This is a genomic window from Bacillus sp. Brlt_9 (assembly GCF_051948935.1).
Classification (GTDB): Bacteria; Bacillota; Bacilli; order Bacillales; family Bacillaceae_G; genus Bacillus_A.
On the sequence record NZ_JAYJLO010000005.1, the window covers coordinates 103301 to 123989 of the forward strand.

21 protein-coding genes and 1 pseudogene are annotated in these 20689 nt (G+C 32.9%); 18 read left to right on the top strand and 4 right to left on the bottom strand.

Annotation, left to right across the window (positions count from 1 at the left end; genetic code table 11):
- Positions 1-92 precede the first annotated feature (92 nt).
- The 7 genes from VF726_RS20455 to VF726_RS20485 all read left to right on the top strand — a co-directional run bounded on the left by VF726_RS20455 (position 93) and on the right by VF726_RS20485 (position 4832).
- Positions 93-878 (top strand): class I SAM-dependent methyltransferase, encoded by a 786-nt coding sequence (locus VF726_RS20455; RefSeq protein WP_440171609.1) that lies wholly within the window; start codon positions 93-95, stop codon positions 876-878.
- A 69-nt stretch (positions 879-947) separates the two neighbouring features.
- Positions 948-1136 (top strand): DUF3970 family protein, encoded by a 189-nt coding sequence (locus tag VF726_RS20460; protein ID WP_440171611.1) that lies wholly within the window; start codon positions 948-950, stop codon positions 1134-1136.
- Positions 1137-1213: 77 nt separating this feature from the next.
- Positions 1214-2179, top strand: coding sequence for a nucleoside hydrolase (locus tag VF726_RS20465; RefSeq protein ID WP_440171613.1), 966 nt, complete (start codon positions 1214-1216; stop codon positions 2177-2179).
- Between the two features lie 173 nt (positions 2180-2352).
- Positions 2353-2595 (top strand): GlsB/YeaQ/YmgE family stress response membrane protein, encoded by a 243-nt coding sequence (locus VF726_RS20470; RefSeq protein ID WP_088096705.1) that lies wholly within the window; start codon positions 2353-2355, stop codon positions 2593-2595.
- Between the two features lie 77 nt (positions 2596-2672).
- Positions 2673-3068 (top strand): cytosolic protein, encoded by a 396-nt coding sequence (locus tag VF726_RS20475; protein ID WP_440171615.1) that lies wholly within the window; start codon positions 2673-2675, stop codon positions 3066-3068.
- 221 nt (positions 3069-3289) lie between these two features.
- On the top strand, positions 3290-4135 hold the full coding sequence (locus VF726_RS20480) for an aminopeptidase (protein ID WP_440171617.1): 846 nt from the start codon (positions 3290-3292) through the stop codon (positions 4133-4135).
- A 28-nt stretch (positions 4136-4163) separates the two neighbouring features.
- Complete coding sequence (locus tag VF726_RS20485; protein WP_440171619.1) at positions 4164-4832, top strand: YjgB family protein; 669 nt, start codon at positions 4164-4166, stop codon at positions 4830-4832.
- A 79-nt stretch (positions 4833-4911) separates the two neighbouring features.
- Here the strand turns inward: VF726_RS20485 and VF726_RS20490 are convergent, their stop codons facing one another.
- Positions 4912-6138 (bottom strand): MDR family MFS transporter, encoded by a 1227-nt coding sequence (locus VF726_RS20490; protein WP_440171621.1) that lies wholly within the window; start codon positions 6136-6138, stop codon positions 4912-4914.
- A gap of 101 nt (positions 6139-6239) precedes the next feature.
- Between VF726_RS20490 and VF726_RS20495 the strand changes: the two genes are divergently transcribed.
- The 5 genes from VF726_RS20495 (at position 6240) to VF726_RS20515 (ending at position 11768) form a co-directional block, all read left to right on the top strand.
- Entirely contained in the window at positions 6240-7976 is a 1737-nt protein-coding gene (locus VF726_RS20495) for an ABC transporter substrate-binding protein (protein ID WP_440171623.1), read from the top strand.
- A 159-nt stretch (positions 7977-8135) separates the two neighbouring features.
- Positions 8136-8759, top strand: coding sequence for a YhbD family protein (locus VF726_RS20500; RefSeq protein WP_440171625.1), 624 nt, complete (start codon positions 8136-8138; stop codon positions 8757-8759).
- 13 nt (positions 8760-8772) lie between these two features.
- The gene (locus VF726_RS20505) at positions 8773-9483 is read left to right on the top strand and encodes a bactofilin family protein (protein ID WP_440171629.1); all 711 of its coding nucleotides are present in this window, start codon (positions 8773-8775) and stop codon (positions 9481-9483) included.
- 18 nt (positions 9484-9501) lie between these two features.
- Positions 9502-10209, top strand: coding sequence for a cytoplasmic protein (locus VF726_RS20510; protein WP_440171631.1), 708 nt, complete (start codon positions 9502-9504; stop codon positions 10207-10209).
- A gap of 23 nt (positions 10210-10232) precedes the next feature.
- Positions 10233-11768, top strand: coding sequence for an MDR family MFS transporter (locus tag VF726_RS20515; protein WP_440171633.1), 1536 nt, complete (start codon positions 10233-10235; stop codon positions 11766-11768).
- A gap of 54 nt (positions 11769-11822) precedes the next feature.
- On the opposite strand, the gene VF726_RS20520 is transcribed toward VF726_RS20515, so the two are convergent.
- Positions 11823-12143: a hypothetical protein gene (locus tag VF726_RS20520; RefSeq protein WP_001062733.1), complete on the bottom strand. Its 321-nt coding sequence runs from the start codon at positions 12141-12143 to the stop codon at positions 11823-11825.
- A gap of 223 nt (positions 12144-12366) precedes the next feature.
- Between VF726_RS20520 and VF726_RS20525 the strand changes: the two genes are divergently transcribed.
- The 4 genes from VF726_RS20525 (at position 12367) to VF726_RS20540 (ending at position 16703) form a co-directional block, all read left to right on the top strand.
- Positions 12367-13146: a BC_2878 family exosporium-associated protein gene (locus tag VF726_RS20525; protein WP_440171636.1), complete on the top strand. Its 780-nt coding sequence runs from the start codon at positions 12367-12369 to the stop codon at positions 13144-13146.
- A gap of 263 nt (positions 13147-13409) precedes the next feature.
- Positions 13410-14180, top strand: a complete 771-nt coding sequence (locus VF726_RS20530) for a GNAT family N-acetyltransferase (protein ID WP_440171638.1) — start codon at positions 13410-13412, stop codon at positions 14178-14180.
- 537 nt (positions 14181-14717) lie between these two features.
- A complete protein-coding gene (locus tag VF726_RS20535; RefSeq protein ID WP_001287946.1) occupies positions 14718-15410 on the top strand; it encodes a CsxC family protein in 693 nt (230 codons plus the stop codon).
- A 144-nt stretch (positions 15411-15554) separates the two neighbouring features.
- Positions 15555-16703, top strand: coding sequence for a BC_2427 family protein (locus VF726_RS20540; RefSeq protein WP_440171640.1), 1149 nt, complete (start codon positions 15555-15557; stop codon positions 16701-16703).
- Between the two features lie 359 nt (positions 16704-17062).
- Here VF726_RS20540 and VF726_RS20545 read toward each other — a convergent pair whose 3' ends face one another.
- Entirely contained in the window at positions 17063-17494 is a 432-nt protein-coding gene (locus VF726_RS20545) for a GNAT family N-acetyltransferase (protein WP_440171642.1), read from the bottom strand.
- Between the two features lie 224 nt (positions 17495-17718).
- Here VF726_RS20545 and VF726_RS20550 point away from each other — a divergent pair, with 224 nt between their 5' ends.
- The gene (locus VF726_RS20550; protein ID WP_440171644.1) at positions 17719-18579 is read left to right on the top strand and encodes a DegV family protein; all 861 of its coding nucleotides are present in this window, start codon (positions 17719-17721) and stop codon (positions 18577-18579) included.
- 51 nt (positions 18580-18630) lie between these two features.
- Here VF726_RS20550 and VF726_RS20555 read toward each other — a convergent pair.
- Positions 18631-18921: pseudogene (locus tag VF726_RS20555) on the bottom strand (Lrp/AsnC family transcriptional regulator); the annotation flags it as partial.
- Positions 18922-19097: 176 nt separating this feature from the next.
- Between VF726_RS20555 and VF726_RS20560 the strand changes: the two are divergent.
- On the top strand, positions 19098-20681 hold the full coding sequence (locus VF726_RS20560; RefSeq protein ID WP_440171646.1) for a M3 family metallopeptidase: 1584 nt from the start codon (positions 19098-19100) through the stop codon (positions 20679-20681).
- Positions 20682-20689 lie beyond the last annotated feature (8 nt).

Genomic DNA, 20689 nt, shown 5'->3' on the forward strand with positions numbered 1-20689 from the left:
ATATAATCTATCTAAAAGAGGAATTGAAAATATGAAATAGAATTAATTAGTTATCTGAATCGTGAAAATAACAATAGAAAGAAGATGATAAATTGAGTAAAGAGGAGCTTGTGAAACAGCAGTTTGGTAATAATGCGGAAAAATATGTGAAAAGTAAAATTCATGCTAAAGGACTTGATTTACAATATGTAGTTCAACAGGTAGAGTCTCGTCATAATAATCGTCTTCTTGATATTGCTACAGGCGGTGGGCATGTTGCGAATGTATTAGCCCCATTGTTTCAAGAAGTAGTTGCTTTAGACTTAACAGAAAAAATGTTAGAGAATGCGAAAAATTTCATTATAAGCAATGGACATGAAAATGTATCTTTTATTGCTGGAAACGCAGAAAGTTTACCGTTTGCTGATCGTTCTTTTGATACGATAACATGCCGAATTGCAGCACATCATTTTACGAATCCAGCTCAGTTTATTTATGAAGTAAATCGTACGTTAGAAGATAATGGATTGTTTATTTTAATAGATAATGTTTCACCGGAAAATAATGAATACGATACATTTTATAATTTTATAGAAAAAAAGCGGGACCCGAGTCATGAACGTGCGTTGAAAAAAACAGAATGGATTGCCTTGTTAGAAAAGAACGGTTTGCAAATGCAGTCATGTCTAACTTTTGACAAGAAATTTGAATTTGACTGGTGGTGCGATATGATGAATGTACCGTTGCAGAAACGTATGAAGTTAACAGAATGTATGATGAAAACACCAGTTGAAATGCAAGAATTCTTTCATATTCAATTTGAAAATAATAAAATAGATTCATTTTATACTGAAATGGCACTGTTTGTATGTAAAAAAAGCGCGACATTAAAAAGATAAAATTCTTGCAGTCTTTTCAAAGTACGTTATACTTAGTACAGAGAAAATGAGAATTGAGGAAAAGTAATAATGATTCGCATACGTATTGAAGGAACTGAAGAAGAAATGCTTGAATTTATGGAGAAAATGCCGGACATTCCTGGATTTGAAAAAACTCATATGAGAGAACCGAGAAAAGGAAATAATCCGAAATATGATTCAAGTAAAAATGTATTAGCATATTTATCTTATAAAAAGATTGAAGTCGCCAATAAATAGGCGGCTTTTTTATTTTGCACCGTTTCACAGCCTTGTCTTTTTTACATAATAATAATAGTAGATTATGTTGAAGAGGGGTGAGGATAGTTAATAAGAAAATCATCTTTTTTGGAGACTTTGGTATTGACGATGCGGTAGCTTTAATTTATGCAAATAAAACATGTAAATTAGATATTATAGGTATTGTTGCTGAATATGGAAATGTATCGCGAGAAATCGTAACGGAAAATGTTTATTTTTTAGAAAGATACTATGCTACAGAAGTAAAAATCATTGAGGGTGCAGCAAGGCCGATGACTGCTGAAGAACCTTTGTTTTTTCCTGAAATTCATGGGGATCACGGTTTAGGACCAATTATTCCACCTGATATGAGGATTTGTAAACGGGAAAATTTTTGTGAATTAATTAAATTAATTGAGCCTTGTCCAGAAGATATCATTATTGTAGCGACAGGACGATTAACAACATTGGCAACGTTATTTTTATTATATCCAAATGTCATGGATAAGGTATGTTCGTATTATATTATGGGCGGTGCGTTTTTATTTCCTGGTAACGTTACTCCTGTATCAGAAGCAAATTTTTATGGGGATCCAATCGCCGCGAATATTGTGATGAAGTACGCGAAGAATGCGACTATTTATCCGTTAAATGTAACGCAAGAAGCACTCATTACTCCTGAAATGGTGGAAATTATTAATAAAGAAGGAACAGGGCAGGCGAAGCTAATTAAACCAATGATTGATTTTTATTATGAAAATTTTTATAAAAAAGAATACCCGGGTATTGCTGGAAGTCCGATTCACGATTTACTTCCGTTCATTTCTTTTATTAATGATGATATTTTTGAATATAAAAAATCTGCAGTTTGGATTAGTACGACAAACGATGTAACAAGAGGACAAAGTGTGGCAGACTTTAGAAAAATTGCTGAGCCGACAACTTTTGATAATAGGCCTATTCAAAAAATTGCAGTTGGTTTTAACTATCCCGCTTTTAAAGAAGAGTTTATGCGGTCAATATTAAAGTCTGACTGTCCTTAATATGTGAAATATGAAAGGCATTAACCATAAGTCGAAAAAATTGTTCGTTCATTATTTTGAAATAATCTAATAGTTACTCTGTATGAATAACTAATGAAAAATGTAACATAACTAATGGTAAGCAATTGTTTTTAATTATATTTTGATCTGTGAAATGTAAAGGAGGTTATTATATGATTTGGTCTTTAATCGTCGGTGGTATATTAGGATGGTTCGCAAGCTTAATTACTGGAAAAGACGTACCTGGTGGCGTAATTGGTAATATTATTGCTGGTATTATCGGTTCTTGGATTGGTACGAAATTACTTGGGAGTTTTGGCCCTGTAATCGGCGGATTTGCAATTATTCCAGCTTTAATCGGTGCGATTATTTTAATTTTCATCGTAAGCTTTTTATTACGAGCAATGCGGAAATGAATGTATGGACTGTTTACATTTGTAAGCAGTCCTTTTTATATGTTATGCTAGTATTATACAATCAGGAGGTGTCAGCATTGAAAACATTTACAGTAAATTTCCATCAAGAAGATAATGCTAAAGCGACAACAGTACATAAATTAAGTGAAGAGGACTTCGATAAAGCAACAGAAAAAGGCACTCGTCATCTATTTGATTTAGATACAAACGTTGGATTCTTCGTATTCTTTGATGCAGAAGATGCAGAAGGAAACGATCAATACTTAATGTTACAATACGAAGGAGATCATGAAGAGCCAACTGCGTGCTACGGATTTGATTTAAAACTTTACTATCAATTTTTAGCATTATACTTAAATGATCTTGAGTTCCAAGGTGAAACAGACGAAGAAGAGGAAGAGTATGGCCCGATTCATCATTTAGCTCACTTGCTTTATCATATTGTTGAAGATGGTAAGTCAATCGAAGTGTAAAACTACATATGTAAAGCTGTCCTTTTTGGACAGCTTTTTTTCATTATTATGATGAATGTTATGATTTGCATAATGGTAAATGGATTTCTGATGGTGATAAATGGTTTGATTAAACTGAAAAAGCAACAAAGAAGGCTCATTCTTCTTTGTTGCTTTTTCTTACGTTTAAGGAAGGATTGCAATGTAAATGGGGAGAAGGGATATATAAGGAGATGGGAAAAATGATAAATAATATAATTCCAAGTTTTTTAAAATTATGGGAAAGTAACGATGTAGAATTAGCAGTCCTCAACCAATACTTTACTTCGCATCCAGAGATATTTGAAGAATACTTTAAGTATCATTGTCCACATACGAGCGAACGTCTTTCGAATGCTATTAAACAATATCCTGCAAAAATAGAAGATATTCGTATCATTGCAGAAACATTACCGACCATTATTCAAGAGATAACGAATGAATACCATTATAAATATAACTTTGATGTAAATGTGAAATTTCATTTATTTGTTGGAGGGTTTGGTTCAAATGCATTTGTGGAAAGGGAAATCATTGGAGACGTATTTTTTGCGGTAGAAAAATTATCTCCAGATTTGAATCACCTTCGTGTAATTGTCGCTCACGAAATAGGACATATATATCATAATGTTATGTTACAAAATGATGGAATGGATTGGAGTGAAGCCGAGTGGACCGACGCGGCAGTTAATATGTATCGTGAAGGTGTTGCAACATATGTATCAAAACAATTTATGAAAGGTTTAAATGAATCAGTGTATTACTTATATAACGATGATGGTGAACGTTGGTTACAATGCTATATAGAAAATGAAGAACATATAAAGAAACGTTTTTTGGAAGATTATATAGAAGGATGGACGTTAGAAAAAGAGAAAGAGTGGTTCCGGTTATCTGGCGGACAATATTTTGGATACAACCGACTTGGTTATTTTTTAGGAACAGCTTATGTAGAATATGTTGTGCAAGCATTAGGAGAGAGTGAAGCATTTACTTTTTGGAACAAACACGATTTGAAAAGTAGTGTAAGGGATTGGTTATCAAGATGAATAAGATTATGATAGGGGGCTGAAATGTATGAAAGTGTATGTAAAGATAGTTATATTATTACTCTCTTTTACATGCCTATTTTCATTAGTAGCATGTAAAGGAAAAGACGAAAAAAAGGAAACAAACCAAACATCGGAAAATAGTAATAACGAACAGAATAATTCTTCTGAAGAAAAGGAAGAGCCTGAAGCAGAATCAAATAATGAAGGATCAACAAAACCAAAGACAGATTCAAGTACGAAGGATACAGAAATAAATCAAAAATCAATTAAGCATGTTAAAGATTTGTTTGAACTAGCGAAAGAAGGAAAAGTACCAAGCGTTCCGTTTGCAGCGCATACAGGAGATATTGAAGAAATAGAAAAAGCTTGGGGGAAAGCAGATAAAACAGAACAAGCAGGTAACGGTATGTACGCTACCTTTACAAATAAAAATGTATCCTTCGGTTTTAATAAAGGATCACAAGTTTTTGATGTACGCTCCTATCATGCTGAACTAAAATCAATTACATTACAAGATATAGAGAAAGCATTAGGAAAAGCAGCTTCAGTTAAAGTAAATGGGGAAGATAAATTATATATATATAAAGTAAACAATCAGTTTGAGCTGAAATTCATTATTCCAAAATCGACTGGTAAGGTAAATCATATTTCGGTATTTTCACCAGAGGATAGTATAAATAAAATGGCAGGATAATACAGAAAGGATGTCACGAAAGTGTGGAGACTTTTGTGACATCCTTCTTTTTTACTGTTAAAAGGATTAAGAAAGCAGCTTATAAAAAATGAGGAGTATGCTCAGAAATGTCTTTTTTTAGTTTATTACGTTCTAAATTTTGAACAAAAAGAGCTTGCATAATGCCTCCAGCTAGTAAGAAACAAGCACAAATATAAAATAGCATACTACCATCTAGTTGACTTAATAAAACTGCACCAACTACAGGACCACACGTTCGAGATATATCCCAATGTAACCCGTAAATTGAAAAATACAATCCACGCTTATCTGTAGGAGCGATTTCCGAAACGAATCGAAGTAAATGGTTTAAAGCAATACTTTCTCCAATGACTAAAAAGAGTAATGTGAAAAATAGTGACGAGATTGTTGCTGAAAACCCATAGCCAATTGCAGCTATCGTAAAGCAGATGTAAGAAATAAGTATAATTTTCGTCATGGAAAATCGTTCAGACCATTTCACGAGGAAAATTTGCAGAATGATTTCCATAATAGCTTTGCATGTTGAAATAAAAGCGAGTATGAATACAAAATCTAGAAATATATCTTTAGCGAAAATACGATAATTTGTTTCAGTTTGTGCATAGAAAAAGCTAATAGGAAGTGTAGTAATCATAAGTCCCAAAACGGTGTAATGTTTGTGTACAAATTGTTTTGGAGATGATACTTCAAGTTTTTGCTTTGGCATTGTAAGTGCTGGAGCAGTTTCTGGAAGCTGTGTCCATACAACTACTGCATATACCATAAGTGTAATGCTTTGCATTATAAATAAATATTCAGGGTGAGTACGATAAAAGATAGCGCCAATTATTGGACCAATTACGGAACCAATTGCAGCCATCGTATGCAAAAGAGCAAAAATTTCTGCTTGTTGTTTTTGTTTTGTTAAATCAGCAATTTGTGCACGTTGAGCGGGAATATATAAGGAACGGCCCACCCCATTTATGACGTATAACAATGCAAAAATAAAAACAGATTGAGCAAAGATAAAGCTGCCGATTGCAACGCCTTGCAGCAATAAGCCAAGTAACATAATTTTCTTTCGCCCATATTTATCAGTGACTCCCCCAGCAATAAGTGTAAATACAATGTCTGAGAGAGGTTGTAGTCCAAAAATGAGCATTGTTATTATCATATTACCGTTTAACATTTCATTAACGTAAATAATCATTATGAGAGCTAACATAGACTCAGTTGTTCGGGTTAATAATTCACCGCACAGTCTTATAATAATCGGTTTGTTATAACGTAGTAAGAGATTGTTCAACATTAATTCCTCCTTTCTATATTGAAATGATAAGATGAAAGGAGAAATGGAAAAAGGGTAGAAACAAAAGGGGATATTTTTCACCTTTTAGGGGGATTATGATGTTTATTTTAGATCAATATATAGAACTATGGTGCGCCTATGGTAAAGGGAGAAAAGAAGGAGAACAAGCAGAAGTAACAGTACAAATGATAGCAGAAACATTATTTTGTACGGAGCGTAATAGTAAATTAATTATAAAAAAATTAGAAGAATTACATTGGATTACTTGGTTTCCAGGTCGCGGGAGAGGGAATCGTTCTAAATTAATATTTCAAAAGCAACCAATTCCACTAATTTTAGAAAGAGGAAAAGAATTGACGAAAAAGGGGGATGTGAAAAGTGGAATCTCATTTGTGGAACGCTACAGCTCACAATTTCCTTTAGTAAAGAAAGAGTATGGAGCTTGGGTAGATTCCATATTTGGTCATCGAATAGAACGGACAGCTGAAGGAAGAAAAGACGTACTTCGTTTGCAAGTACAAATGAACCTGAACATCGCTTTAGATCCGGTTTACGCTACGATGCGATCAGAATGTCATATGGTTAAACATATTTTTGATACACTCGTATATGTAAATGAGGAAACAAACTCTATAGAACCAAGGCTTGCTTTTCACTGGGAATATAATGATGCTGACAAGGTTTGGACATTTTATTTAAGAAAAGGTGTATATCTTCATAATGGAAAACGACTTACTGCACATGATGTTATATATTCATTGAATCGATTTATAAAAGCTGAAAACAACCCACACGCATGGATGTTACAACATGTTGAAAGTGTCCGTGCAGTGGATGAATATGTTGTTAAAATTCGATTACATACTGAAAATAGGATGTTTTTACATATGCTTAGCGCAGAACAGTGTTCTATCGTAATTGAAGATGATGCAGGAAACTTCATTGGTACAGGCCCATTTATATTACGAGAGAAGGATGCACATTTATTTATATTAGAAGTACACGATTTATATTATCGTGAAAGACCTTTTCTTGACCGAATTGAACTAATGAATGTAGAGAAAAGTGTAAATACATATGACGTGTTAATAAAGGCACAGTATAAAGATAAAGAAAAATATAATAAAGAAATTTCTCGGCTTGAATCGAACGTGACATATGTAACTTTCAATCTTGTAAAAGAAGGACCAATGCAAGATGAGCTATTTCGAAAGGCTCTACATAAAATTATTCATGGCGATAAAATTGTTCAAGAACTCGGCGGAGAACGTGGAGAAGTGGCAAAGAAACTAATATTAGCGAATGAAAGCATAGTAGAAATTGAGGAAGATATAGAAAGTTTAATTAAGAGAAGTACGTATCATAATGAAGTGCTACAACTCTATACATTTACAGGACGAGATCACGTTGAAGATGCACAATGGATACAGAAAGAGTGTGCGAAGTACGGGATTCATGTAGAAACTAATTTTCTCGAAATAGAAGAGTTATTGGAAATGAGTACGATACAAAAGGCGGATATGATGCATGATAGTGCAACTATTAGCGAGCGAATGGAAGATAGTCTACTATATATGTTTCTTACAAAAAACAGTTTTATTCATGGGCAAAGCAGCATGGACTTTCATAAAACATTGTCCCCGTATTTTAAACAAGAACTATTAGAGAATAGAGTTACATTGTTACGCGATATTGAGGGCACTTTGTTACGTCATATTCATATTATTCCTTTATACCGCAACAATCAACAAGTAACTTCTCACGAAAAAGTACAAAATATAATGATTAATTCACAAGGGTGGATTGATTTTTATGAAATATGGTTTACATGTTGATATATAAGGGTTTTTACGCATTTCATAGGATGCGTGAGAACCCTATTTTTTTGTGTGAAATAGGGTTGTTTTACACATTGTTACGCTACTTATAATAAAAGTCCATTTACAACGTAACAGTGTTATGTTACATTGTTATCAGGAAGGAGTGTTATACAGTTGAGTACAGATTTAATTTCAAAAAAAGATTTATTAGAACTAACTGGTATTTCATACGGACAGTTATATAGGTGGAAAAGAAAAAATTTAATACCGGAAGATTGGTTTGTACGAAAATCAACATTCACAGGTCAGGAGACATTTTTTCCGAAAGAAAAGATATTAGAGCGTATTGATAAAATCCAAACGATGAAAGAGGATTTATCACTTGATGAACTAGCGAATATGTTTTCACCGAGTGTGAGCGAAATTCTTTTAACTAAGGAAGACGTCTTACATAAAGGGATTGCATCAGAGCCAGTTTTACAATTCTTCATAGAACGAACGAATAAAACAACAGAGTTTCAATTTGTAGATATTCTTTATGTGTATATGCTTGAAGAATTACTACAATCAGGAGAGATTAGTTTAGAAGAAGGAAAAATGGTCTTGCAAGTTTTATGTGAAAATTATGAAGCGATTAAGCATAAAACTTGTGATTTAATTATCGTCCGAAAGTTAGGGATTTCTACTTGTTTCTTAGTTTCAAACGTAGACGATTTAATTTTTGAAAAAGGCACCAAAATTGTTTTACGCGAAGCGATTATGAAATATACCGAAGCATTAAAAACGAAACTGTTGTAGTGGAGGAGAAAGTATGCGTACAGATAATTTGATTATAAATGGTTACGGTTCATCAAATGGCGGCGAGTTTCATAAAGTGCAATTAAATGGAAAAGGGACTGTGAATGGAAATGTTGAATGTGAAAAATTTGAATGTAACGGTTACGGTGCAGTTACTGGTGATTTGAAAAGTAGCAGTGCACGAATTAGCGGATCTGGTAAAGTCGATGGCACAGTTCATGCTGAAACGATGCGAATTGATGGGAAAGCAACTATTACGAAAGATGTGAAGGCAAGCAGTTTGAAAATTGCAGGAAAAGGTACGATAGGTGGGAATGTCACTGGTGAAGAATTTAAAATCAATGGTCAAGCGACGATTGATGGCAACTGTGAAGTGGATACTTTTTCTTCTGATGGACAGTTTACAATTGGTGGATTATTAAGCGCGGATGAAATAAATATAAATATTCACGGTACATGTCGAGCGAAAGAAATTGGTGGTCAAACGATTAAAGTAAAACATAGGATGGGTACTTTTAGTAGACTGTTTAAATCAGTATTTGGTTTACAATTAGAAGCTGAACTGTTAGAAGGTGATAATATCGATATTGATTATGCTCACATAAGAACGGTAAGAGGAAATAATGTTACAGTAGGACCGAACTGTGAGATTGAACTGATTGAATATACGGGTATTCTAACTGTTGATAAAAGTGCAAATGTAAAAGAAATAAAGCAGGTTTAATAGGAGGGAGAAAGTAATATGGAACATTCACATAGTCTTACTGTCAATGGTTCTGGTAGTTCAGCAGGCGGGGATTATAACAAAGTGAAGATACGCGGTGAAGGAACAATTTCTAATGATATGAGCTGTAATGAATTTAAAACGTACGGCACGAGTGAAGTACGCGGTAATATGAAAGTGAAAAACTATGTCGTGTATGGTGATAGTGAAGTACAAGGAAATGTAACTGCGGAATATGTAAAAGTATATGGAAACACACAAATGCATAGTGATGCACATATTGAAAAAACGAAAGTAAGGGGTATGATAGAAGTTAAGGGAAAGTTTACTGGTGATTTCGTAGATGTGAAAGGCGCTTTAAATGTGAAAGGAAATATTGAAGTAGAGGAATTATCACTAACGGGTGGCCTTGAAAGTGATGGATTACTTAATGCTGAAAATATTGAAATTTCACTTCGTTATGAAGGAAGTAAAGTGAGAGAAATCGGTGGTAAAAAGATTATCGTTCGTAAAAAAGCGAGATTTATTCCATTTACAAGTCACGCAGGAAGCCTCAAAACGTCTATCATTGAAGGAGATGAGATTTATTTAGAGCATACTATCGCTGAAGTAGTAAGAGGAAACAACGTTACCATTGGTCCAGGTTGTGAAATTAGTGTTGTAGAATATCATACTAGTTTTAAACAAAAAGGTAATGCAGTCGTAAAAGAACATAAACAAATATAAGTAGTACGAGGGAGAGCAAGGTTATGGTTGAGAAGAATAATAAGCTCGGCTTTGTTGTGGCGGGCTTATTGCTAGGTATTTTAATGGCATCAATGGATAATACCATTGTCGTAACAGCGATGGGAACGATCGTTGGTGACTTAGGAGGCCTTGAAAACTTTGTATGGGTCGTTTCTGCCTATATGGTCGCAGAAATGGCAGGTATGCCGATATTCGGTAAACTATCAGATATGTATGGTAGAAAGAGATTCTTTATTTTCGGTTTAATCGTCTTTATGATTGGTTCGGCGCTTTGTGGTACTGCTGAAAATATTACACAGTTAGGTATTTATCGTGCCATTCAAGGTATCGGCGGCGGGGCATTAGTGCCGATCGCGTTTACTATCGTTTTTGATATTTTCCCTCCAGAAAAGCGCGGGAAAATGGGTGGGTTATTCGGAGCAGTATTTGGGTTATCAAGTATTTTTGGTCCATTGCTTGGTGCGTATATTACAGATTACATTAGCTGGCATTGGGTATTTTATATTAACTTACCGCTTGGCGTTTTAGCACTTATTTTTATTACATTCTTTTATAAAGAGTCACGAGTGCATAGAAAGCAAAAAATTGACTGGTTTGGTGCAATTACTTTAGTTGGTGCAGTAGTTTCTTTAATGTTTGCTTTAGAGCTTGGTGGACAAAAGTATGATTGGGATTCTAGTTTTATTTTAAGTTTATTTGGTGGATTCGCTATTTTAATTATTGCATTTATTTTTATTGAACGAAAAGTAGAAGAGCCAATCATAGCATTTGAAATGTTTAAACAGCGATTATTCGGCATGAGCACTATTATTGCATTATGTTACGGTGCTGCGTTTATGTCGGCAACTGTGTACATACCGTTATTCATTCAAGGTGTATACGGCGGCACTGCAACAAACTCAGGATTATTACTTTTACCGATGATGTTAGGATCAGTTGTAACAGCGCAGTTAGGCGGATTTTTAACGACGAAGCTTAGCTACCGAAACATTATGATAATTTCTGCGGTTATTATGCTAATTGGACTATTCTTATTAAGCACATTAACGCCAGAAACAAGTCGTGCATTATTAACAGTGTATATGATTATTATCGGATTTGGAGTTGGATTCTCATTCTCTGTATTAAGTATGGCAGCTATTCACAACTTCGGTATGGAACAGCGAGGATCTGCGACTTCAACAAGTAACTTCATTCGTTCGTTAGGAATGACACTAGGTATTACAATCTTCGGAATGATCCAAAGAACAGGTTTCCAAGATCAATTAGAAGAGGCGTTTAAAGGTATGAGTGGGGGAATGAATACAAACGCTTTAGGAGATTCAAGAGCTATTCTATCAGAATCGGCAAGATCTCAAATTCCGCCGCAAATATTAGAAAAAATTATTGACGCTCTTTCTAGCTCTATTGTCCAAACATTTATGTGGGCATTGGTACCAGCTGGTTTAGCATTCATATTTATTTTCTTTATGGGAAATGAGCGCATGGTAATTAAGAAACAACAAACGAATAAAAAGAGTGAAATATCAAAAGCATAATGAAAAAGCTCCTTTCCAATTGGAAGGGAGCTTTTTCGTATGTACGAATTTAGATTAGCCTTCGATGATTTCGTATTCTTCGTCTGCTAATAATAAAATTTGTGTTTTCTTACCTTTGTTTTGAACTTCGATTACATCGTAAGCACCTAAGTCTCTTACTTTGCTTTGAGAAGCGTTAACCATAACTTCAATAGAATCAATTAAGATATCTTCTTCAATGTATGATTCAGGCAATGCCATATCCTCAGTATCTAATACACATGCGTATAGATTTTGTAAGTTTTCAGCAGTCGGGTTTTGTTCCTCAACATCAATAATGTTTTTTACTGCTTCCATATTTTCTTCTTTTGCTTGGTATACTTTAATTTTAGCCATTGTTTTAATCTCCTTTATAACGTAATCGTAGAGGCTACACTTCATTATAACGTTTTTTTCATGAAAGATGAAATTGTTATATGTATTTATAGCGAAAAATATGTATGATTCCTTGGTGTTAGTGTAAATTCCTTCCGTTAAAGTTATATTGTCCAAGCTTTTCTCATACTCCGCTCATATTATATGTATTAGATAAAACATATAGGGAAGGGATGGAGTGTAAGTGGGTTGTGAGCCGAAACGAAATTATCGATGTTGCCAAAATAGCATTTGTGAATTTTTACGAAGTCTAGAGCCTTTTACAAAAGTTGAGAGTATTGTAATTGCCGGAAAAGGAATTGGTGTATCTTATTTTCTTTCATTTAATAAGAGGAATGGTATCGTATCCTTCGTACAAGAGGACAATGAGGTTATCTTTGTAGATTGCTCTAGGATTGATGCAATTCGAATAGGAAAGGTTTGTAGTTGTAAAACGAAAGTTAAATTTATTGAAGAGGATTTTTGTCTTCTTGGAAATGTGTGTCCGCAATGTTTAACGGATGGAAGTATGCTCTTTTTCGACTTTCACAATCCAGAATTGAATGTATCACTACAAGCAAAAACGATTGATGCACCTAGTTGTACTGAATTTATAGATGAGATGGGGAATGTCGTAAAACAAATTACTATAATGGGTGAAGCGATTGTTTCTAAAGATTTTGTTCAAGTGCCTGAATTATTAAATTTCCGACTAGTTTTATCTGATACGGCTGCGAATCCTTTAAAGTTTGGAATACTGTTCATTAATTTCCCTGATCTTACGTTTATTATTCTTTTCGCATCGAGTGGGTACCTCAACATCTCGAACTGTTTGAAAATCGAGAGTGGAGCAGGTAATACTGAGATAGAAGAGATGAAAAAGATAATATCGAATGACGATCATACGTACACATCAGTTGTTAAAGTGACTAAAATATATAAAAACGGAGGAACAGAATCATTTGTTTATAAGAATGAGTTATAACATATATATTTAAATGAACCCTTAAACTAATGTCGAGGGTTTTACATAATAAAAGATTATAGATTGCGAATTATTATTAAGTATATTATCTGTAAACCTTTTTACAGGACAGTTATTTACTTATTATTAGATGTTATAATAATTTTATATTTATGAATAATTTATAATTATATGGATTTTAGTAGACGATTGCTTATATGTAGAATAAAAGGATTTATGAAAAAAGTAGAAGTACATTGATTCTAATGAAAGCAGGAATGTAAATGATATATGAAGCGAATATACATACGAGAGAAAAATTAGTTACTATATTCGAGGATTTCAATAACGTTGTTTTACTTTCTTATTTACAAGGACATATGGGTACCGCCTGGGTAAATGATCTTGAAAATCCAACAGTAGCGCAAGTTACGGTAGGGATTTTCACATTTTACGCTGGGGATTCGAATGCAAAAGAAACAGAAGAATTAGTACGTAACATTCCTGAGAGAATGTTAGTAATCGTAAATAGTGAAGAGTGGAAAAAGCGTTTAGAAACAAGTTACGAAAGAAAAATAGATAAGTTTTTACGGTATAAATTCAAACGTAATGCGGAAGGTTTTGATCGTTCAAAATTACAATCTTTTATATCAGCGCTTCCAAAAGGATACGAGTTACGAAGAATAGATGAACATATCATAAATATCCCTACACTACATAAGGTCTCTGAAGATTTTACAAGTCAATTTCAATCAGTAGAAGATTATTTAAAACGAGGTATAGGGTATAGTATTTTGTATAAAGGAGAAGTTGTATGTGGTGCGTCATCTTATAGCATTTATGATGATGGAATTGAGATTGAAGTTGCGACTGATTACAATCATCGAAGAAAAGGGTTGGCGACTATAGTTAGCGCGGCGTTAATCTTGGACTGTCTAGACAAAGGGATATACGCAAACTGGGATGCAGCAAATACTACATCTGCTAAACTAGCAGAAAAGTTAGGATATGTTTTTGATAAGGCGTATGATACGTATTTTGTGGATAATAGGTAAATGAATTAGGATTTGTACAAATTGTATAAATCAAAGAATTTTAAGGGAAAGAATGATTACTAAAATGGTTCCGATAGAAATGTTGATAATTCATATAGAAAGATTAGAAAATAAAAAATTAATTTAATAATGAGGGGATTTTGCGATTTATTGAGTACAAAACCGGCTTTTTTAGTCGGTTTTTATTATTAAAATAGAAGGGGAAAATAATCGTGATGTTCTGCTTTGTGGATATTGTTATGTGCGATAATGATTAATTTTAAATATTTCCTTTGCTAGATAAAATGAAGGGCTCTATAAAAATTAATTTTAGCATTCTTATTATTTCTATCATATAAGGGTTAAGACTTTCTGTTTTTCTAGGTAGATATTCGAAATATTAGGGTGTGTGTTTATCTATTAAAACGAAAGTAGTCTTATTAGTTGTAAATGATAAAAATGACTATGATACAAACCCATGCATTAATAGAAGAAGTGCATATACAGTATAGAGAGTTATAAAAACTCTAAATTTTTCATATAAAGGAGACTATAAATATGAGTGAAGAATGTCCAATTAATGTACCTTGCGAGGTTGAGTCACAAACTCAAACACCATTATCTGATGAGGCTGCGGCACCTATTATTACACCAAATGCATTAATAAAAGTACCCGTTGTTTTAGCTGAGAGAACTGTACAAATCGTTGTCGAAGCGAATATTCCTCTTGATCCTCCAGCTGTTGAAATTAAACGTGTATTAAAAAATGTATTTTTAACACAATGCAAGTTAGTACCGGTAGCTTTTACACCAGTGCCAGGTACAAATTACCGCCGAGTTACTAGAGCAAAATTATTTGTAGAAGGCTATATTCGTAAAAATATTGAATATGCATCTGCCGAGTGTAATGCACCTTTATTTGACCGTATTGCTAATGTTAATTTTTATGGGTTTGCAGACTTAACAGAGGGCGATTTCTTTACACTTCCTCTAATAGCTGCTTCTTCAGATGCAGCATCTCATTTCATTAACCCTAAAAATGGCGATTTGCCTCGATTGGACAAGTATTTCTTTGAAAACACAGTTTATTATAATGAACAACCATATTGTGAATTAATTGCAGCTAATTTCTTTGAATTAGATTTTTCACCATGTCCTACAGCATTAAATGATTCATTTGAGACACTTCGTGAAAAAATTGTATTAGACCTTACTTTAAAAGTGTTACAAGTGCAACAAGTACAAGCGTAAGAACAAAAAGACATTGTCTTTAATAATAAGACAATGTCTTTTTTATTATTATAAAACATATATAATGATGAAAATGACTACGTACAAAATAACTACGTACAAAATAACATGCATTTATGAATTCTATTAGATGGGGGGATGGTGATGAATAAGCCATGGATTGGTAAGGGGTTATGGGACATGATTTATAAAGATAAAAAAATGAATATGCAAGATGATTTACAAGAAAGAAGAGGGAAAAGAGAAGAGGTACCACCTGAATTAAAGGAGGAAGAGGCAACATTAAAATTAGAGAAAGAAGAAATATCATTTGAATTAAAAGCAGAAGATACAGCGCCAAAATTAGAGAAAGAAGAGGTACCATCAGAATTAAAGAAAGAAATACCAGAATTAGAGAAGGAGAAAGTAATATCTGAATTAAAGGGAGAAGATACAGCGCCAGAATTAGAGGAAGAGGAGGTACCATCTGAATTAAAGGGAGAAGATACAGCGTCAAAATTAGAGAAAGAGGAGGTACCACCTGAATTAAAGGGAGAAGATGCAGCGTCAAAATTAGAGAAAGAAGGTAAGGCGTCTGGACCGCAAATAGGGCCTTTAGTGCGCTCAATGGTGCTTAAAACTCCATTTTCTATTTTTTCAGAAGTGTCTAGTTTTAAAATATTCCCAAAAATAAATGTGAAAAATCAAGAAGTATTTGTATTTCAGAATGAAAAAGATGTAGGAGGGCGTGAAGTAGATTCTAAGTTATTAACTACAGTGCAACAATATCATTCGGATACTTATTGTAAATTAGTTTCTTTAAATCTTCATGAAAAGAGAGTTCATTTTGAATTATATAACCAAAATCTTAAAAGAAATAATGAAGAGAATAAGGTAGAGACATCTTCATGGATTCCTATTCACAGCATAATATTAGAGAGTGAAAATGGGGAAGAAGTAAATAATTTTATAACAGCAAAACTACCAATAGAAATAGGAAGATATAAAGGTGAAATTAGTTTACGAGAAAAAGTGATATTTAAAGAAAAAGTCATAGGAATAAAAGAGGTGGAACAGGAAATTGTTTTGACAAAAACCAAATTTTTAGTACCAAAAGTAAAAAAGAATGGACAAAATACATTTACAGTTGAAAAAGGAAGCTTGTTGGTAGAGGGCTATATAAATCAATGTATTGAATACATATCAGAACAAAGTACATTTCATGATAATGTGCATCAGTTAATACAAAATATTGTATTAGAATTAATTATTCAAGTAATACAGGAACAAGAAGTACAAGTGAAAATTAAATAAAAATCATTATATTCCCTTGATTAGTTGATTGTTATTATTCGTAGCGTATCGATATGTATTCTTTTGTAAATCATGCAGTGCTACGAAATATCTTCTAAACGGTTTATCCTAAATAAATAAATTCAATTTTATGTGTATGAAAGATGATTGTTACTAACTGAGATAGTTACTTAATTGTATGGATCTCCTCTGGTTTATGTTTAAAAAAAGTGCTAACAAATTTATAATAGAATTTGTTAACACGTACTAGAAATAGATATGGAAATTATTTTATATGTTATTTGGGTAAAGAATTTAATTAAAGTAAAAAGATAATTACTAGTTATGATGTAATAGTGCATTTATTCTTTTTTCAAAACTTACAACTTAAATAATAAAACATGTTTATCGTAATTATCCAAACACCAATTATATTTTTTTAGAATAATTGGATGAACAACTTCTTTCGTAGTATCGACCTCTGTATAGCCATATTTCTTATAAAAGTTTTCTAATTCCTCAAAAGGCAGGCAATATACATTTTGTACTTGTAATTTTTTCACAGTTTCTACTGAGAATAAAACAAGTTCCCCAGCTAATTGTAGCCCTCTAAATTTAGGGAGAATAAAAATCCCACCCATTTCTATAGTATCTTCATCTATTTGGACTAATCGCCCAATACCTGCATACTCATTGTCATATGAAATGATTGCAACTCTATCTATTTTTAAATCGCTTGGTAAGAATCCTATTGAATCATATTGTGTATTAATCCATTCTAAGTCAATAGATGTAGCTAGATGAATATTCATTTGTATTACCTCCTTTGGAAAATTCGTTCTATTTTTATTATACAGAATGTAATACAGGAAAAAGTGGTTAAATTGAGATGATTTTTATTAACAGTTCAAGTTTTGAATAATAGTGCATATAATATAAAGTCTTTTCCTTTCTTCATTTAAGTTTTGCGTATATAATTTAAAAGTACTATTATTTATTTTCATATTTATATTTTTAACAGAATAGAGGTTTAAAAATGGGTGTTAAAATCATTACGGATAGTGCGGCGGATTTACCGGTAGAATTGCTGCAAGCATATGATATTGATTTAATTCCACTCCGTGTTTATGATGAAGCAGAAACAGAGTATTTAGATGGAGTTACATTAGAGTCAGTTACATTATTGCAAAAAATGAGAGAAGGCGCTGTTTATAGAACGTCATTGCCTTCACTTGAAACTTTCCAAGAGAAATTTGTTTCTTATGCAAAAGAAGGTAATCCTTGTATATATTTAGCTTTTTCATCTGAACTTTCTGGTACATATCAATCGTCAGTTGTTATTAAAGAAGAAGTGAAAGAGACATATGCTGATTTAGATTTAGAAATTATTGATACGAAATGTGCTTCGCTTGGTCAAGGGCTTGTCGTATTAGAAGCTGCTAAAATGGCAAAAGACGGCGCATCAAAAGAAGATATTTTAAAACGTGTTGATTTTCTAATGAACCATATAGAGCATATCTTCACTGTAGCTGACTTACAGTACCTTGTTAGAGGTGGACGCTTAAGTAAAGTCGCAGGATTTATCGGTGGTTTACTAAACATTAAGCCGATCTTAAACGTGGAAGAGGGAAAACTTGTACCACTTGAAAAAGTAAGAGGAAAAAAGAAAGTACTAAGCCGAATTGTCGATATAATGGAAGAGCGTGGAAAAGAACTTAAAGGTCAAACAATCGGTATAACTCACGGTGACGATTTAGAAACAGCTGAAGCATTAAAAGCATTAATTACAGAAAGATTTGGCTGTGAAGTATTTATTGTAAATACAATTGGTGCAGCAATCGGAGCACATACAGGACCTGGCGTTATAACGCTATTTTTCTTAAATGAAGTAGAGTAAAGGATTGATCTTTTGATCAATCCTTTTTTCTTATTAATCAGTAATAATCGGTCAATATGGTATCGGTGAAGATAAAATCATCGAAGTTTTGACTGTTCCAAATGGTATAACGATATCAATTAATTCCTCTAATTCCTTCATAGAGTGAACCGCTACTTTTAAGTAATAGCTACTTTCACCTGTTACTCGATGACATTCGAGAATTCTATATTCTTCGTAGATTTTCTCCTCAAATTTTTTGCAAGGAATCTTTAGATTTTCAATTCTTAAAAATGCTTGAATTGATTTTCCAACTGCATCTAATGATATCCTTGCGGTATATTTTTCAATTATTCCAGTATCTGTATCGTTTATCTGATTATGTTATGTACGTTTTAGTGCAGAAGAAAAGTGTATACATAAAACTGCTTCTATGGAAATCTAAATGTTTAAAGATATTAAAATTTTCTTGTTTCATATATAATTGTGTAGGAAGAAACATCTGTAACTATTTGTAAAAATAGGAGGCGGCTATAAAAATGCACGAAATTGCTAGGTGGGATTTAGATCGATTGTATCCGGTTGAGGATATTCTAACTCCAATATTGGAATTGAAAGAACAATATTATGAGAGAACAGATGTGGGGGTCCTTTCAAAACTTATACAAGCTATTGAAAAAGCAGAATACTATTTGTATTGCCGATCGGCTGAAGAAAGTGTTTCATCTGAAAATACTATATTGACTGTGAAGGTAAAGGAACTAAAAAGTGAAGTACAGCAGGTAATAACGCTAAGTGAAGTGGAAATTACCGATAATACTAGGTTAATAAAAGATGAACTAAGTGCATGGGAAAATATGTACATACAATTAAGAAATAAATTAGAAATAGAGCACGATAATAAGCAATTATCATTTGGCCAAGCAAATAATATTGCAATGAATAGTAATAATGAAAAGGAAAGAGTAGAAGTATTCGAGTTATTAACAAATACCTTACATAAGGAAAAAGAAATCTTTGCTACTGTATTGAATCAAATAGGGAGATTACGTAATACAAAGAGTAATGAATTAGAAGACATAGATATTTTAACTCAATCTTTACATGCGAATGGCATTTCTGAAAATGGATTATTACAAATGTGGAATGTGGCAGAAGAAAACCTTGATAAATTAGCGAGTATTGTAAACGTGTATAAGAAGGAAGAAGCTTCGATTACATGGCATGAACTTATGACCGTAAAGGAAAATAATGAGATTCATATTCCTTTTTCAGAAGCGGTTCAAAATATATACGATGCGTTTGAAAATATAGATAAAGAATTAGCAGAATTTGCACGGAATGCAATAGAGAATGGATGGGTAGATGCGGAGCCGAGAGATAATAAAGCACCAGGCGGGTTTTGCGCTCCTTTCTTCAGTGAGAAAGAATCGCGAATTTCAATGCGTTATGATGGAAGTATTGATAATGTAAGAGTACTCGCACATGAACTAGGACATGCTTGGCATTTTTATAATATGAGCTTTGAACAATCTACTTCTTTTTTAGATGATTATTTGCCAATGAGTACAGCTGAATCAGCGTCTATTTTCTTTGAAACGGTACTCTTAAACTATCTAATTCAAACAACAGATTGTATAGATATGAAAAAGTCAGTGCTTAGTTGGAAAATAAGGAACTGTTTTAATTATGTAATGGCAATACGAGCATCATTTGAATTTGAGAAGAATTTTTATGAAAAGTGTAAAGAAGGTCCTTTATGTGCTGATGAAATCGAGAAATTATCTATAGTAGCGCAAGAAAAAGCATACGGGAATGCATTATCAGAATATCAGCCGCTTGTTTGGATGAAATATGTTCAGTTTTATATAGCAGATGTTCCTTTCTATAATTATCCATACACATTTGGGTATTTAGCTAGTTTTAGTTTATTAGAAATAGCTCAAGAAAGTAAAAGTACTTTTCATTCGAAATATAAAGAGTTTTTAAGAGAAACTGGAAAGGCTCCAGTGGAAGAGCTTATAAAAAAACATTTTGAAATAGATATAACAAGCTATGCATTCTGGGATAAAGCTTTTAGACAAATTTCTAAAGATGTTGATGAATATTTGCAATTGATGTAAGGAACGCC